The following is a 14,405-nucleotide window of genomic DNA, read 5'->3' on the forward strand; positions in this document are numbered from 1 at the left end:
GTCTCACTTTGCTTGCATCAGTGAGGCATAGTTACGCTCTATCTCCTTAAGAAGAATATGCTTGTCAACTGCGCCGCCGGTTTTCGCCATAGCTGCGATTGAGGCTCCTCCTGCGCCGACGCCCTCTTTAACTAAGCCTGTTTCGTAGATTTGAAGCCCAGGATACTTAGAGGGACCAAAATCCAAGTCTGCGGCTAAGATGGGAACTTCGGAGAATTGCTTGACGATGCCGCATATGTCAGAGGATTTGTCTTTGGCTACCCAGCGTGTGGTGCCGATTGCGGCGTTGCAGAGGGCTTTGGGTTCGAGTGCGTTTATGACTGCAAGGACTGCGGTCATCTGAGTGCCGCCCGCCATTAACACGGGGGCTTGGCGTGTGCCACCTATGACTAAGCCTGCCAGAGCCGCCATCATGGGGTCGCCCACCGCGGAAACCGCTTTTATTGGGTCGCCTTTGAGGCTGCCGAACTTTTCTCCAGCTGCCTTCAAACCCGCCGAAACCACCTCAGCCTTCAAGCCATGCGGGTTGTTCGGTAAGGTGCTGCTTACTTTGCCCATTGCATCTACACCCAGCGCCGTCAAAACACCCAATGCTGTTGTGGTGCCGCCAGGGATGCTTTCGCCGATAACGAGGTAATCTGCAGTTTTTGCCAGTTGTTCACCGACGACTTTGGCGCGTTCGATGACTTCTTCGACGTTGTCGACGCTGTCGCCGCTTCGAATGTCACGTCCAGGGCTGCCGTTAACGTCGATGTAGGGGATTTGGGGTTTAACTTTGACTCCCCCATTCACGATGATTACAGGTATGTCCGCTAAGTGTAATGCCGAGGTAGTTATGAGGGCAGGTGTGGGGATACCGTCGGGAGTGATGGGGACGCCTTGGATGGATTTGCATTTACCCAAAAGCAGCAACTCCGCGTCTGCGGGTGGGGTGAAGTCGGTGAAGTCCGGGTTTGCGCCTGCCGCTGAGAGACCTGGGATTTTGCCGGTTTCAGTGGTGGCGATTGTGGCTATGAAGAGGGGATTTTTGCCTTCGATTTCTTCAAGGAAGGCTTTAGCTTTCAATTCATTATTCGCAAATAAGACATCCATCTTTGTTCACGCCTACTTTGGGGTTACTTTCCACTTTCTGATTTCTAAGTACCCAAAGCCATTATCTAAGCGTTTCTTTTCGGTCTCCAACAACTCGATTTTCTGCTTGAAGTTGGGACCGTCGGTGATTACGGTATGGTATTCACCGCCTTCTCCGCAGGGGTCAACGCCGGGCAGCTTTTGAATGTCGTCGTAGAATTGGCGGTCTAAGACGCGGCCCAGCCAGTCGAGGCTCAATTCCCTGTTTGTGCGTACGACGGTGGCTTTGAAGCCTGTTTTGAGGTAGTCAAGGTAAATCTGTTTGGTGTCGCCCATCCAGAGCGGTTTAACTGGAACTAAGCCGACTTCTTTGCAGATTCGGTTAAGCCAACCTTCCTCGTGGCCCGCGACCTCGTAGATGTCGCCTGTGACTAAGCCTTCGGCGCCTTGAGCTTTGAAGTTTGAGAGGACGGCTTTGAAGTCAGCCTCGTAAGTTGCTGCAGAGGTGGTTTTTTTCAGAAGTGGAACGCCTATGGCTTTTGCTTGGGCGTCGATTATTCCTGTGGGTATCATGTGGAAGTTGGATTTCTCTTCACTCATCATCATAGTTAACAGTGATAGGACTTGGTGTCCTTGTTGGGTTGCGAGGTAATTTGCGTAGCAGCTGTCTTTGCCGCCGCTCCATGAAGCTATAACTTTCATTTCAAATTTCCCCTGTATATTGGTTATTAACAGTTAAGCAGTGAAATAAGATTTTACTTGCCAAACATTTAGCCATGACACTGTTGATTAAACCTTTGGTTAGAACAAGCAGGCTTTTCTTTATGTTTAGCAAATTTTCCACCACAACCTGTTTGGTTGGTTTATCCAACCTTTTCATATAAGGCTTACGGAAAAAACCCTCACAACACTTAAAACACACACCGCCAACTAAAAACCGAGGCAACCCCATGAAAAACCCACCACTACTAACCTACCTTGAACAAAGAGGCATCACCCTCCAAGACCTAATCGACAGCGCACTGGAAATGTACGTACCACACCCCGGCATCGAAACCCCACAAAAAGCCACCGAACTCCTCAAAGAAGAATTTCTCGACATACTAACCGACGTGAATGTCTCAACACTCATCGTTGCAGCGTTTCATGCACAACAAGAAGCCGAAAACGGACGAATTCCCGGTTTAACAGTGGAAAGGTTCATGGGTAGACCGGGGCTGGTGGCGGACGAACTCATCGGCATAGCCATTGCCACCTACATCGCAGGCTCAAAAGGCATGTTTGAGTTTGTACGCTTCGATCAAGCAAAACCGGGCATACTCAAAAAACTGCCGCCACTCACTAACGACGCGATTGGGGCATTAGTTGCAGGCGCCTCATCAAACGTATACACCAAAGCCCTTAAAACTATAAGCCAATAACCCAAAAATTACTGTACTTGCTTAAACGCAGAAAAAACACCGTGGCAGTCACAAGCAGTTCCCACAACAAAGCATTTTCGGTGTTCAGCCCATTTAAAAAAGTCCAGAATTTCCTCACCTTTAAGCGCACCTAAACCCGGCGCCATAGAATAACTTATCAAAATACATGCCTCTGGACATGCAAACTTCATTAGTTTAGTCATCGTGCACGGCTTCTTCACCTTTGAAGTGGGACACATCTCGGGCATAGCGCAGTTATCTATGCAGTGGTGGTCTCGGTTGAAGCTAAGCACGATTTTTCCTTTTCCCGCCGCCAAAACCACAATCGGCGGCAGCCTAGCAAGAATACTGTCAACTGCTTCCGGCCAAGGAACCAGATTGAATTTAAGTTTTGCCATATCCGCAGCGATGTGCAACGGGGCAGTTGGAAAAACATATTCAGGCTTAAGCCGCTCAACGAGATCAACTGCTGTGGCTAAGTCTCCTTGGACAAAACCTTCTTTAGCAGAATGAGGAACGCCGCAGGTTTTGAGTTTAAAGGTTTGAACCGCAGAGCAGTCAGAGTTTGTGTCCACCACTATGAAGCTTTTCTGTTGACTTCTGAGCAATTTGATTGCTTCGCACCCGTATTTCCCGCCGCCAACGATTAGATTCAACTTTTTCACTGCGCCTCTCTGGTTACCGTATTACCATAAGCTTAATAATAGTTTGGCGCTTGAGGGTTTAGGCGTTGGCTCTCCATGGCTAAAACTCGCCTCTGCATCGTCACACACACGTTTCTGCCCCATGTAGGCGGCATAGAGATAGTAACCAACGAGCAGAGCAAACGGCTTATTCACAAAAATTACGCTCCAACAATCGTAACTAACAGAATTAACACACCCAAACATTACGTGGTTGACGGGGTTCCAGTAGACTGCTACGAGTCGTTAAACACTGGGTTCCGCTTAGGCATTCCATATTCGATTCCGACTGTGGGCAGCTTCCCGACGTTCACCAAAGCCGTCAAAAACAGTAACATAGTTCACGCTCACGGTCACCCATACCTCACCTCACTTTTAGCAGGCAGATTCGCCAAACTCTACGGCAAACCCTTCGTTTTAACCCAGCATAACACTTTCATAGACTATAACAACATCTTCAACGAAGTCGAAAAATTCAACGATGTCTCAGTGGGCAAACAGAACCTCAGAAACGCAGACAAAATAATCTGCATAAGCAGCGCCACCAAAGACTACGTTTTACGCTTAGGGGCAAAACCAAGCAAAGTCCAAGTTATCTACAACGGAGTGGACTTAGCGAGGTTCCGACCAATCAAGGGCAAAAAGGAAGAGATGCGCAGAAAACTCGGCATCCCAAAAGACGCCGTTGTAGTTTTAACTGTTAGGCGTCTGGTTTACAAGAACGGCGTCGACACCCTCCTAGACTGCGCGAATATAGCTGTAAAGAAGAACCCAAAAATCTTTTTCGTCGCGGTTGGCAAAGGCCCAGACTTGGAGAACGTGCGAGCGCAGGTAGCTTCGTTGGGAATAAACGGCAATTTCAAACTAACAGGGTTTGTAAGCGACACCGATTTAGCCTCTTACTACAACTTGGCAGACATGTTTGTGTTGCCCTCAAAGTCGGGTGAAGGGTTGCCTTTGGTTGCTCTTGAAGCCATGGCGTGCGGTGTACCCGTGATAGCCACCGAAGTAGGTGGAATCGCCGAGATTCCTGTGCGCGAATTTGGCAAGTTAGTGCCGCCTAATCAGCCCCAGAGGCTGGCAGAAGCTGTTTTGGAGTTCGCAAAGGCAGGTTTCTCTCGTCAAGAAGAGATGCGTGCAAACGTTGAGAAAAGGTTCAGTTGGGATGCGAACGTTGAACAGTTGATGAAAATATACGAAGAGCTTATTTAACATTATAACGGAAACAATATAGCCCTCTAAAGCGGATGTTAGCTGATGACATCGAAAGTTGAACTGGTCTCGGTTGTAATACCCACGCTCAACGAAGCAGGAACAATCCGGCAAGCCATCGACACCATAAACAACTGTGTCACTTACCCAAAAGAAATCATAGTGGTAGATGGCAACTCAACCGACGGAACCCTCGAAATCGTAAAAGACACAAACGCCAGACTAATCATTGAGCCCCGACGCGGCTATGGCCTAGCACTCCGGACAGGCATGAAAGCAGCAAAAGGCAACATCGTAATAATGGTGGACGCGGATGGAACCTACGAGTTCAGACACATCGACCGCCTCGTTGATCGCCTGCTGGAAAAAGACGCAGATATGGTTTTGGCGACTCGCATGTATGACCCAAACAAAGCCATGGGTTTTCTGAATTTTCTGGGAAACAAAGTCATAACCTTCACCTATGACTTCTTCTACAGCCAATTCCTAAGCGACACCCAATCAGGTTTTCGCGCCATCTCTCGCGAAAAACTCGACAGCGTACGCTTCAAAGAAACGGATATGCCCTTTGCGACAGAGATGCTTATCCAATTCGCCAGAGAGGGCTACAATATGGTTGAGATTCCCACCACTTACAAGCCCCGAACGTATGGCAAAACAAAGCTTAAGCCGTTTCAATCGGGAATTAGGATATTTAGCACGATATTTAGGGGGTTCTTGGATGCAAAGACGTTTAGAGTCTGTTATGCACATTGGAAGAAAAATAGGTTTAAGCGATGACAAAGGAGTAACCGTAGCGGTTCTGGTCGCCTTAGCTGTCATCGCCTCCGTTGTGGTAGGCTACTACGTTTTGTTTCCTCCACCGCCTGAATCCTACAACAGCCTCGCAATACTTGACACCCAACAAAAAGCCATCGACTACCCCACCGTGTTAATCGCAGACAAAAACAGCACTTTCAGCGTCTACGTCAACGCCACAAATCACACAATAGACAACCTAAACTATCGAGTTCAAACCAAAATAACAAAAAACCTGCCTGCAAACTTCCCCAACGGCCTACAAGTCACCCCAGCATACACCTACGACTTCTTCTTACAGAAAGGAAAAAGCAACCAGACACTTGTTACCCTAACACAGAACGAGGTAGGAAGTTACGCGGTGGTGTTTGAACTTTGGTATGAAAGTGAAGGCGTCTTCGTGTTTACGGGGAACTATTGTCTGCTAAACATAGAGGTCATTGCTTAACTCTACGCTTATCTGAACCGGTTAATCGGCTTTATATAAGGGGAGGGGAGGTAGCTGCAAAGCAGATGTTTTTTCTTGCTTGCTATGCTGGTTTGTAATCAGTGTTGGGCTGAGAAAAACTTATATTTCAAGCTTTAATTGTTGAATTCCAGCTTATACTTAAAAACATAAAAAATTGGTGAATATGTTATGTCACAAGGTGGAGGAAACATCCCCGTCCTCGTATTGAAAGAAGGCACAGGAAGAAGCACTGGCCGTGAAGCTCAGAAAAACAACATTATGGCTGCTAAAATCGTTGCTGAATCAGTGAAAACAACGCTTGGACCGTGCGGCATGGATAAGATGCTGGTCAGCGGTATCGGCGACGTTGCAATAACCAACGACGGCGCAACCATCATGAAAGAACTCGATGTACAGCACCCCGCGGCAAAGATGCTCGTCGAAGTCGCCAAGGCACAGGATAAAGAAGTCGGCGACGGAACCACAACCGCAGTTATCCTCTCAGGTGAACTGCTCGCAAAAGCAGAGGCACTTCTGGACAAGAACATTCACCCAACTGTCATAATCGAAGGCTACAAAAAAGCAAGCGAAAAAGCCCAAGAAATCCTCAATTCCATAGCGATGCCAATCGCCTTCGAAGACGACAAAACTCTAAAAGAAGTCGCAATCACCTCCATTTCAAGTAAAAGCATCAACGTTGCAGAGGACCACTTTGCAAAAATCATCGTGGACTCAGTTAAACAGGTCGCTGAGAAAGTTGACGGCAAATACGTCGCAGACATCGACCTAATCAAAGTCATAAAGAAACATGGTAAAAGCCTCGACGAAACCGAACTCGTCAAAGGCATGGTTCTCGACAAAGAAATCGCTAGCTCGGGCATGCCTAAACTGGTTGACGGCGCAAAAATAGCACTCCTCAACGCTAAACTTGAAATTGAGAAAACCGAGTTTGACGCAAAAATCAACATCGAAAGCCCCGACCAGATGAAGATGTTCCTTGACGAAGAAGAACGCATGATAAAAGACATGGTAACCGCAATCACCAAGTCAGGCGCAAACGTTGTTTTCTGCGAGAAAGGCATCGACGATATGGCCCTGCACTTCCTCGGAAAAGCAGGCGTCATCGCAGTGAAAAGCGTCAGCAGCGGCGACATGGAGAAACTCGCCAAAGCCACAGGCGCCATGATCGTTGCCTCAGTCAAAGAATTAAACGCAGACGTCTTAGGCAAAGCAAAACGTGTTGAAGAAGTCAAGATCGGCGATGACAAACTAATATACATCCGCGACTGCAAGAACCCCAAAGCAGTAACCATCGTCATCCGAGGAGCATCCAACCACGTCACTGACGAAGCAGAACGCAGTCTCCACGATGGTCTCTGTGTTGTCCGCAACGTTATCGAAGACGGCAAAATCGTCGCAGGCGGCGGTGCACCCGAAGCAGAACTCTCCAAAGGACTCCGCGCTTACGCAGTTAAAGTCGGTGGCAGAGAACAACTGGCCGTGGAAGCCTTCGCCGAAGCAGTTGAAGAGATTCCACTCACACTGGCAGAAAACGCAGGCTTAGACCCCATAGATATAATGGTTGCACTGCGCGCTCAACACGAGAAAGCTGACAGCAAAACCTTCGGCATAGACGTCACCACAGGCAAAATCGTCGACATGTGCCCCAAGATGATTGTTGAACCACTGCGCGTCAAGCAGCAAGTCATCAAATCCGCAACCGAAGCCACCAACATGATCCTCAAGATCGACGACCTCATCAGCATTAAAGGCGGCGGAAAAGCGCCTCCGATGCCTCCAGGAGGAATGGGCGGCGGAATGGGAGGTATGGGTGGCATGGGCAGTATGGGTGGAATGCCCTACTAAACCCAAACAACATTCTTTCTTTACTTTTGTTATTTGTATGTTGAATCAAGTTTATTATCTGATTTTTGGATAATTTGAGAGTGTTTCTGCATATTTGCCCAATTGATCTTCTTGGCAAAATGGGTGAATAAAAAAGAAAGGGCCACCATTTGGCGGCTGGAAATTGCGTCGGCTATTTGTTTCTGGAAAACCTTACGAATTTTTTGTTCGGAAAATCGTTACTTATTGTGAAGCCGCGAATTTGTTGTTCTTGGCCTTTTTTGGTCATGAAGACTTTTCCTTCTGGAGTCATGGAGATTAAACCGCTTCTTTCCATCACGTCTAGAACTGCGCGATAGCCGATTTTTGCATCTTCTATGGATATTGCCGTTTTTTCGTCGAATGCGTTTCTTTGTTTTAGGGCGGTTTCTATTTTGAACCGCGAACTTGCTATTATTCCCCTAGATTCTAACATGTTGTTCCCCCACTTGCTGCTTTGAGAGCAGTGCCTTCTCTAAAATCAGACAGACTAATAAATATTGTTACTCAAGATATTATAGACTAATTTGTTTTCCAGCCAAAAACAATAAAATCCACCCAAAACAATCACTCTACAGAGAGCATGAAACACCTAAAAATCGCCGCCTTCGACTGCCCAGACGCATGGTTTAAAGCCCTAAACGCCATCTGGCGAGAAGGCGACACCTTCCCAGTCGGCTTCGGCTCCGAGGAAACCGAAACCAAAAAACTCAACCTCACCATAGAAATCACTCACCCAGAAAATCGCCCACTTGTCAGTGACAAAGCCCCCTGCGACTTCAAGTATGTCCAGGGTTATGCTTTGGAGTACCTTTGGTGTGGAGAGAAAAAGGAAGATGAAACCTACACCTATGGCAGCCGCCTCAACACCCCCCTAAACCAAGTTGAAGAGGCAGTAAAACGCTACATCGAAGAGCAGCGTGACCGCCAAGTCACCATGGTCATCCGACGCCCCGAAGACATCCAAAAATTCGACGCTAAAGGCAACAAAAGCGAGCCCCCCTGCCTCAGCCTCATCGACACCGAAATCCTCAACGGCCAAATGCACCTAACCTGCTACTTCCGCAGCTGGGACGCATACGGTGGTTTGCCCGCCAACATAGCTGGATTGCAGCTTTTTAATGAGGCGTTTGTGTCAGAAATCAACGAACGTGGCAACCTTGCGCTCAAAACTGGCAAACTGGTTTTCCACTCCAAAAATTGCCACATCTACCAACGCCAATACCCGCTGATAAAGGAGCTTTTAGAACCCAAAGACAACTCAAAAAGCCCTCGATTGGCAACCACCCTCAAAGGGCAACATCCTCTTTAGAATCAACGTACACTCTCTGAGATGACCGGCCTTACATTATATATAGAACGAAGAGGTTTTGACGCTCTGCCCGCAGACTCCTTTGTTAGGGAATCAAGTTTGGATTTTAGCAACGGCTTCTAGTTTATGAGCGATGGTGGTGAGGTCCGTTGCGATTTGGTCGGGTTTCTGTTTGCTGTCTTGTAGGTCTTTTAGGCTGTTAAACTGTGAAGGCACAAACACCGTCCTCAAACCTGCGTCTTTTGCTCCTTTGATGTCTTCGATTGGGCTGTCGCCGACGAAAACCGCGTCCTTCGCATTTACTTCCAAGCGTCCTAAAAGCGTGTGGAAAATGTCGGGGCAGGGTTTTCTGCAGCCAACTTCGTCGGAGACCACGATGGCGTTGAAATATTTGTGGATGCCGACTTTTCGCAGGCTTTCATGTATGACGGGGGCGTGGGTGAAGTTGCTGATTAAGCCAACTTTGGTTTGGGCTGAGGTCTGCTCCAGCAACTGTTTGGCGCCTTCGCGCAACTCAATGGTGTCAATAAAATCTTGGAAGAATACGTTCAAGGCTGTTTTGATGCATTCATCTTCCGGTGTAACTCTATACCCCAAGCTGCACAGTGCCTCCGCAACCCACACGGCGTTGGTGACTTCTTTGTATTCTTCGTAGCGGATTCGGCGGTATTTGAGGTGGGCGATGTGGTAGGCGTCTAAGAATTTGGTTTTGGATATGTCGAAGCCTTCGGCGACGAGGGCTGAGAAGAGTTTGTTTTCTGAGGCGGTCATGCTGTAGCCGCGGCAGTTGACGAGTGTGCCGATGTAGTCGAATATGACTGCTTTGTAACTCATTTTCTTGGTTCCTTCTCTGCTTTTTTGAGGAGCTCAATTGTTTTGCCCACTGCGGTGTTGAGTAGCTTGCTGGGTTTGCCTATTGCAGCCTCCACTTGTGGGTCGTAGGCAACTGAACCTAGATACTTTGCTCCAAGTTTTCCAGTTTCCTGTTCGATAGTTTTTGAAGTGTCTATCTTCATGTTTTCAATGACGCCGACTATTGGCATTTTTAGTTCATGTAGTAATTGGACTTGTTTTTTGACAACTTCGAAAGCCAAAAGTGAGGGTGTGGTAACTATTAAAAATTCGATTCGTTTAACCAGTCGAACTAGGTCTAGGACGGCGTCGCCGATGCCTGGCGGCATATCTATAATTAGAAAGTCCAGTTGTCCCCATTGAGTGACAGATAAGAGTTCGATTAAAGCGTTGGAAACGTCGGCCCCACGCAAGGGAGTTGCCTTATCGCCCACAAAGTAAACCAGAGACATAAACTCTAAACCCTCAACGGTTGCTGGTACAATGCCTTTGTCTTCTGTGGGCTGAACTGAGTTGGGAACGCCTAAAATGATGTGAGTTGAAGGACCAGTGAAATCTACATCGAACAAGCCGACTCGGCAGCCTTCTTTTGCCAGCGAGAGCGCCAGTGCTGTTGCGATCATGCTTTTGCCTACGCCGCCTTTTCCGCTGGAAACAGCTACAATTCGCTTTACTCCAGCTAAACGGGTGCTAATTACCGGGGGTCGTGAGTCAATCACTCATTTTTGACTCCTTTAATGTCCTCAAGCCAGACTCCGCGGCCGCTTGCGATTTCAAAGTCTGGGCTGCCACATTTGGGGCACTTAACGTAGGAATGTGCCACTTCGGGCACGAAGTGGATGGCTTCTGCGGTGGCTTTGTCGAGGTTTTTTTGGTTGTACTGCCAAGTGGTAGCGCAGACACGGCACTTCAGGTTGGATTTGGCTTTTAGGATGCGGAATTTTGTGCTTTTAAAGATGCCATCACCCATTTGTTTGAGGGCGAAACGCAGAATTGGTGGTTCAACCTGCTGAAGCGCCCCGACTCTGATGGTGACTTCCGAAACCGCGCAGAGGTGCTCTTGCTCAGCGATTTGCCGTGCCGACGCGAGGATGCCTTCAGCGAGTGCCCATTCATGCATAACTTAACTTACGCGGTTTGGGCAAATAAAAGAATATTGCAGAATAAACCTTAGAATCAAGTTTAAACCGAACAGCAACCTTTTAACTAGTAAGGCTATGGTGTTTTCTTTGCAAAAACAAATCAAGGTTCTTGCTTTTGCTGGAAGCATCCGCAGGGGATCCTACAACAGGGCACTAGTTCAGGCAGCAGTCGAAGTTGCACCCCCAACCGTTTCGGTGGAGGTTTTCGATTTAGAGGGTATTCCATTGTACAACGCTGACTATGAGAATTCGCCGCCACAGCGAGTCGTTGAGTTTAAGAACAAAATCCGAGAAGCCGACGCTCTCCTCATCGCAACCCCAGAGTACAACTTTTCAATTTCAGGTGTGCTAAAAAACGCCCTCGACTGCGCTTCGCGCCCTAAAGAGGGCAACCCACTCGAAGGCAAACCAGTGGCTATAATGAGTGCCTCCACAGGCAGGTTCGGAGGAGCCAGAGCTCAGTATCATCTGCGGCAAACTTTTGTGTTCCTAAACATGCACCCTATCAACCGCCCAGAAGTGATGCTTTCGGATGCAGCGGCCAACGTGGATACAAATGGAAAGGTAACTAACGAGTATACTCGCCAATTAATCAGGCAATTGCTTGAAGCGTTAGCGGCTTGGGTTTTCCAGCTTAAAACTAAATCACAATAGATTCAAAGTGCTTCTGTAGCTATTGTGCAAAGACTTAAAATCTTCTGTCATCCACGTTAAGGCTTGGCGAACCCACATGAAAGTCATAGCTGACCTGCACATACATGGCCGATACAGCCGCGCAACCAGCGAACAGATGAGTTTACCCGAAATCGCGAAGTACGCCAAAATCAAAGGTCTCAACCTCGTCGGCACAGGCGACTTCACCCATCCAATGTGGCTCAAAGAAATCCGCGGAACCCTCACTCCCGAACAGGACACTGAGCTGTTTAAACTCGCCGAAGGGGATTCGCCTGTTCGGTTTATGCTTCAAACCGAAGTCTGCACAATCTTCGATTATCAAGGTGAATCCAGAAAGGTTCACCACGTCATTTTAGCGCCCAGCTTGGAAATCGTAGACCAAATCAATGAGCGCCTCAAACGTTTCGGTGACTTAGCTTCCGACGGCAGACCAATACTTGACTGCTCCGCGCCCCAACTAGTAGAAGAAGTCATGGCGGTCAGCGGTGACAACATGGTTTTTCCAGCTCATGCTTGGACTCCGTGGTTTAGCATCTTTGGTGCGTTTAGCGGCTTTGACACTGTCGAGGACTGCTACCAAGATATGACCAAACACATCCACGCGCTCGAAACTGGGCTCTCTTCCGATCCGCCTATGAATTGGCGGCTAAGCAAACTCGACCGTTACGCTTTGGTTTCTAACAGTGACTGTCACAGTTTCTGGCCTTGGCGCATCGGCCGAGAAGCTAACGTCTTTGACCTCCCAGACTTAACCTACGACCATGTAGTTTCCGCCATATCCGACAATGATCCCGAACGCTTCAAGTTCACCATCGAAACTGACCCTGCCTATGGCAAATACCACTGGACAGGACACCGCAACTGCAAAGTAGCCCTCTCACCGACTGAAGCCATCAAATTCGGCAACATTTGTCCCGTATGCAGGCGAAAACTCACAAAAGGCGTAGAACAAAGAGTAGAGGAACTCGCTGACCGACCCGCAGACTACAAACAGCCAAACGCCCCCGGGTTCAAACATCTTCTACCGTTGTCGGAGGTCATCTGTGCCGTGTTAGGAACTGATTCGCCAGCCATACAAGCCGTCTGGAAAGTTTACAATGCTCTTGTAGAGCGGTTCGGCGACGAATACACTGTGCTGTTGGATGCGCCGTATGAAGCGATGGCTTCTGTTGTGGATGCACCGTATGCGCAGGCGGTGGTTAAGGTGCGGGATGGCACGGCTAAGGTGACGCCGGGCTACGATGGAGTGTATGGGCAGCTGGTTTTGGGTTCAGATGTGCCAGTGGTTAAGCCGAAGCCGCCTCAAGCGCCGAAAGTGCAGCAGCGAAGCATGAGCGACTTCTGGTAGCTTCGTGGTTCGCTCTTTTGGTGCGGGTGTCTGTCTATCTTTTGGAACAGCTTTTGGATTGAAAAAGCTTTAATGTTGTTGTGGCGCATTGTATGTGAGCGGTTGAGGCAGACAACATGCTATTCGGGCAGATGAGGCAGAATGCCTGACGGTAAAGAGGAAATCTACTCTATTATGTTCACGTCCCTTAAGCATCCAGCCCGCCGAAAAATTCTCCGAGTGCTGGCCGACAAGCCGCTGACGTTTTCAGAAATGCTTGAGTTGCTGGGGATTTCCAGCTCCAACTTGACCTATCACCTTGAAAACTTGGGTGAACTGGTTTCTAAAGATGAAAACGGGGTTTACCGTTTGTCCACTTTTGGGCAAGCCTCTGTTAACACAATGAAAGTTGTTGAGGAAGCCCCAGAGGTTCAACCTAAAAAAGGCAACCACACCACACGTAAATGGCGCCTTACCGCAGTGGCACTTCTTATTGGGATAATTGTCTGTGCAAGTTTGACTGCCGCGGAATTCGCAGTTTTGAGTCAAGCAATCAATGAACGTGATACAATAAAATCTGAATATGATCAACTGCTCTCTTGGACGAGCACAACTAACCAAGCGATTGATTTTCTCCAAAAAGTCGTCCAGTTAGACACCTCGAAATATCAAGCTACGCTGTTAAGCCGAGAAGTGGAGACAAGGAAGGATTTGGGTGGAATTAGTGAGGAGAAAATCCGTTACTCTCTAACAGGTACTGACAGTGGGGGTGCGGCAAGCAGGTTAATCGTTTCGTTTAATTTCCGTAACTGTGACTTTTACCGATACCAACTCATAGTTGAAGAAGGGGCACCCATCTATGCTCAAGCTCAGTCGCCTTTCGTGATGGACGCAGCGAAAAACATAGTTGACCGATTAAAGGAGTATAGTACTGGCTCTTACTTGGTTAACATGAGTCAACTTATATCGCGGGCAAGCAACGCTGACAACATAGAAATCAAAGAGGGCAACATCAAACTGACTGCAACCGTTAGCGGCGGTAAAGGTGAAGTTTTAATGCAATACACCGAGAACGGCGTGGATTTTGCTGTTAAAGGTTTAGAGTTGGTTTTTGAGAATAACGTGTTGAAGCAGTTGACTGACGGGTGGAGGCTGTTTACTATCGGAAATGCTGATCTCAAGATTTCCAGCGACCGCGCTGTAACGTTAGCTAAAAACGCCCTAAAGGGCTACACATGGACTTACAACGGCATCGTCGTTTCCAGCTACCAATTCAACCCTGAACCAGCTTCAGTCGTTTTCCATCCAACAACTAAAAACGACCTTGCACTTTACCCGCAGTGGACGGTAACCTTCTACTTAGACAAGGTTTATGCAGGGAACATTTACATGCTTTCTGTTCCAGTTTGGGCTGACACTGGGGAAATTGGGCAGATAGAGCCACGTAACAGTCCTCAAACTTTTGGCAGCTAAACCAGTCAGCTTTCCCTTTTTGAGAAGTCGTTTACTTATTGAAGCTTTATAACGTCGGCTGCTCAATTTTTTGGTGAACCAACTTGTACACAGCTAAACCCCTCTTG

The 14,405-nt window shown here is 48.0% G+C and carries 16 protein-coding genes; 9 read left to right on the forward strand and 7 right to left on the reverse strand.

The window, feature by feature from the left end; genetic code table 11:
* Positions 1 to 3 precede the first annotated feature (3 nt).
* The gene (locus tag NWE96_00730) at positions 4 to 1,092 is read right to left on the reverse strand and encodes a TIGR00303 family protein (GenBank protein ID MCW3982501.1); all 1,089 of its coding nucleotides are present in this window, start codon (positions 1,090 to 1,092) and stop codon (positions 4 to 6) included.
* Positions 1,093 to 1,104: 12 nt separating this feature from the next.
* A complete protein-coding gene (locus tag NWE96_00735) occupies positions 1,105 to 1,773 on the reverse strand; it encodes a diphthine--ammonia ligase (GenBank protein MCW3982502.1) in 669 nt (222 codons plus the stop codon).
* Between the two features lie 248 nt (positions 1,774 to 2,021).
* On the opposite strand from NWE96_00735, the gene NWE96_00740 reads away from it, so the two are divergent.
* Positions 2,022 to 2,492 (forward strand): alpha-ribazole phosphatase CobZ, encoded by a 471-nt coding sequence (locus NWE96_00740; GenBank protein MCW3982503.1) that lies wholly within the window; start codon positions 2,022 to 2,024, stop codon positions 2,490 to 2,492.
* Positions 2,493 to 2,500: 8 nt separating this feature from the next.
* On the opposite strand, the gene NWE96_00745 is transcribed toward NWE96_00740, so the two are convergent.
* Positions 2,501 to 3,148: a hypothetical protein gene (locus NWE96_00745; GenBank protein ID MCW3982504.1), complete on the reverse strand. Its 648-nt coding sequence runs from the start codon at positions 3,146 to 3,148 to the stop codon at positions 2,501 to 2,503.
* An 84-nt stretch (positions 3,149 to 3,232) separates the two neighbouring features.
* Here NWE96_00745 and NWE96_00750 point away from each other — a divergent pair, with 84 nt between their 5' ends.
* From NWE96_00750 to thsB, 4 genes are all read left to right on the forward strand, one after another.
* A complete protein-coding gene (locus tag NWE96_00750; protein ID MCW3982505.1) occupies positions 3,233 to 4,387 on the forward strand; it encodes a glycosyltransferase family 4 protein in 1,155 nt (384 codons plus the stop codon).
* Positions 4,388 to 4,432: 45 nt separating this feature from the next.
* Complete coding sequence (locus tag NWE96_00755) at positions 4,433 to 5,167, forward strand: glycosyltransferase family 2 protein (protein ID MCW3982506.1); 735 nt, start codon at positions 4,433 to 4,435, stop codon at positions 5,165 to 5,167.
* On the forward strand, positions 5,133 to 5,633 hold the full coding sequence (locus NWE96_00760) for a DUF1616 domain-containing protein (GenBank protein MCW3982507.1): 501 nt from the start codon (positions 5,133 to 5,135) through the stop codon (positions 5,631 to 5,633). Before NWE96_00755 ends, NWE96_00760 begins: the two co-directional genes overlap by 35 nt.
* A gap of 189 nt (positions 5,634 to 5,822) precedes the next feature.
* Positions 5,823 to 7,499 (forward strand): thermosome subunit beta, encoded by a 1,677-nt coding sequence (thsB, locus tag NWE96_00765; GenBank protein MCW3982508.1) that lies wholly within the window; start codon positions 5,823 to 5,825, stop codon positions 7,497 to 7,499.
* Between the two features lie 172 nt (positions 7,500 to 7,671).
* On the opposite strand, the gene NWE96_00770 is transcribed toward thsB, so the two are convergent.
* Positions 7,672 to 7,953 (reverse strand): hypothetical protein, encoded by a 282-nt coding sequence (locus tag NWE96_00770; GenBank protein ID MCW3982509.1) that lies wholly within the window; start codon positions 7,951 to 7,953, stop codon positions 7,672 to 7,674.
* Positions 7,954 to 8,100: 147 nt separating this feature from the next.
* On the opposite strand from NWE96_00770, the gene NWE96_00775 reads away from it, so the two are divergent.
* Positions 8,101 to 8,829, forward strand: a complete 729-nt coding sequence (locus tag NWE96_00775; protein MCW3982510.1) for a thymidylate synthase — start codon at positions 8,101 to 8,103, stop codon at positions 8,827 to 8,829.
* A gap of 93 nt (positions 8,830 to 8,922) precedes the next feature.
* Here the strand turns inward: NWE96_00775 and NWE96_00780 are convergent, their stop codons facing one another.
* Genes NWE96_00780 through hypA form a run of 3 tightly spaced genes read right to left on the reverse strand, consistent with a single transcriptional unit; the run spans position 8,923 to position 10,801 of the window.
* Positions 8,923 to 9,663, reverse strand: coding sequence for an HAD family hydrolase (locus NWE96_00780; GenBank protein ID MCW3982511.1), 741 nt, complete (start codon positions 9,661 to 9,663; stop codon positions 8,923 to 8,925).
* A complete protein-coding gene (locus NWE96_00785) occupies positions 9,660 to 10,400 on the reverse strand; it encodes an Mrp/NBP35 family ATP-binding protein (GenBank protein MCW3982512.1) in 741 nt (246 codons plus the stop codon). The genes NWE96_00780 and NWE96_00785 overlap by 4 nt, the downstream gene beginning before the upstream one ends.
* The gene (hypA, locus tag NWE96_00790) at positions 10,397 to 10,801 is read right to left on the reverse strand and encodes a hydrogenase nickel incorporation protein HypA (protein MCW3982513.1); all 405 of its coding nucleotides are present in this window, start codon (positions 10,799 to 10,801) and stop codon (positions 10,397 to 10,399) included. Before hypA ends, NWE96_00785 begins: the two co-directional genes overlap by 4 nt.
* Positions 10,802 to 10,910: 109 nt before the next feature.
* On the opposite strand from hypA, the gene NWE96_00795 reads away from it, so the two are divergent.
* The 3 genes from NWE96_00795 to NWE96_00805 all read left to right on the forward strand — a co-directional run bounded on the left by NWE96_00795 (position 10,911) and on the right by NWE96_00805 (position 14,298).
* Positions 10,911 to 11,477 (forward strand): NAD(P)H-dependent oxidoreductase, encoded by a 567-nt coding sequence (locus NWE96_00795; protein ID MCW3982514.1) that lies wholly within the window; start codon positions 10,911 to 10,913, stop codon positions 11,475 to 11,477.
* Positions 11,478 to 11,499: 22 nt separating this feature from the next.
* Entirely contained in the window at positions 11,500 to 12,846 is a 1,347-nt protein-coding gene (locus NWE96_00800; GenBank protein MCW3982515.1) for an endonuclease Q family protein, read from the forward strand.
* Positions 12,847 to 12,987: 141 nt separating this feature from the next.
* Entirely contained in the window at positions 12,988 to 14,298 is a 1,311-nt protein-coding gene (locus NWE96_00805) for a winged helix-turn-helix domain-containing protein (protein MCW3982516.1), read from the forward strand.
* The last annotated feature ends 107 nt before the right edge of the window (positions 14,299 to 14,405 follow it).

The organism is Candidatus Bathyarchaeota archaeon, from assembly GCA_026014685.1.
In the GTDB taxonomy this organism is placed as follows: Archaea; Thermoproteota; Bathyarchaeia; order Bathyarchaeales; family Bathycorpusculaceae; genus Bathycorpusculum.

What these genes read in the sequence shown, in the direction of transcription:
- NWE96_00730 (MCW3982501.1), bottom strand. Translation starts at nt 1,092, where the DNA reads ATGGATGTCTTATTTGCGAATAATGAATTGAAAGCTAAAGCCTTCCTT.
- NWE96_00735 (MCW3982502.1), bottom strand. Translation starts at nt 1,773, where the DNA reads ATGAAAGTTATAGCTTCATGGAGCGGCGGCAAAGACAGCTGCTACGCA.
- NWE96_00740 (MCW3982503.1), top strand. Translation starts at nt 2,022, where the DNA reads ATGAAAAACCCACCACTACTAACCTACCTTGAACAAAGAGGCATCACC.
- NWE96_00750 (MCW3982505.1), top strand. Translation starts at nt 3,233, where the DNA reads ATGGCTAAAACTCGCCTCTGCATCGTCACACACACGTTTCTGCCCCAT.
- NWE96_00755 (MCW3982506.1), top strand. Translation starts at nt 4,433, where the DNA reads ATGACATCGAAAGTTGAACTGGTCTCGGTTGTAATACCCACGCTCAAC.
- NWE96_00760 (MCW3982507.1), top strand. Translation starts at nt 5,133, where the DNA reads ATGCACATTGGAAGAAAAATAGGTTTAAGCGATGACAAAGGAGTAACC.
- thsB (MCW3982508.1), top strand. Translation starts at nt 5,823, where the DNA reads ATGTCACAAGGTGGAGGAAACATCCCCGTCCTCGTATTGAAAGAAGGC.
- NWE96_00770 (MCW3982509.1), bottom strand. Translation starts at nt 7,953, where the DNA reads ATGTTAGAATCTAGGGGAATAATAGCAAGTTCGCGGTTCAAAATAGAA.
- NWE96_00775 (MCW3982510.1), top strand. Translation starts at nt 8,101, where the DNA reads ATGAAACACCTAAAAATCGCCGCCTTCGACTGCCCAGACGCATGGTTT.
- NWE96_00780 (MCW3982511.1), bottom strand. Translation starts at nt 9,663, where the DNA reads ATGAGTTACAAAGCAGTCATATTCGACTACATCGGCACACTCGTCAAC.
- hypA (MCW3982513.1), bottom strand. Translation starts at nt 10,801, where the DNA reads ATGCATGAATGGGCACTCGCTGAAGGCATCCTCGCGTCGGCACGGCAA.
- NWE96_00805 (MCW3982516.1), top strand. Translation starts at nt 12,988, where the DNA reads ATGCCTGACGGTAAAGAGGAAATCTACTCTATTATGTTCACGTCCCTT.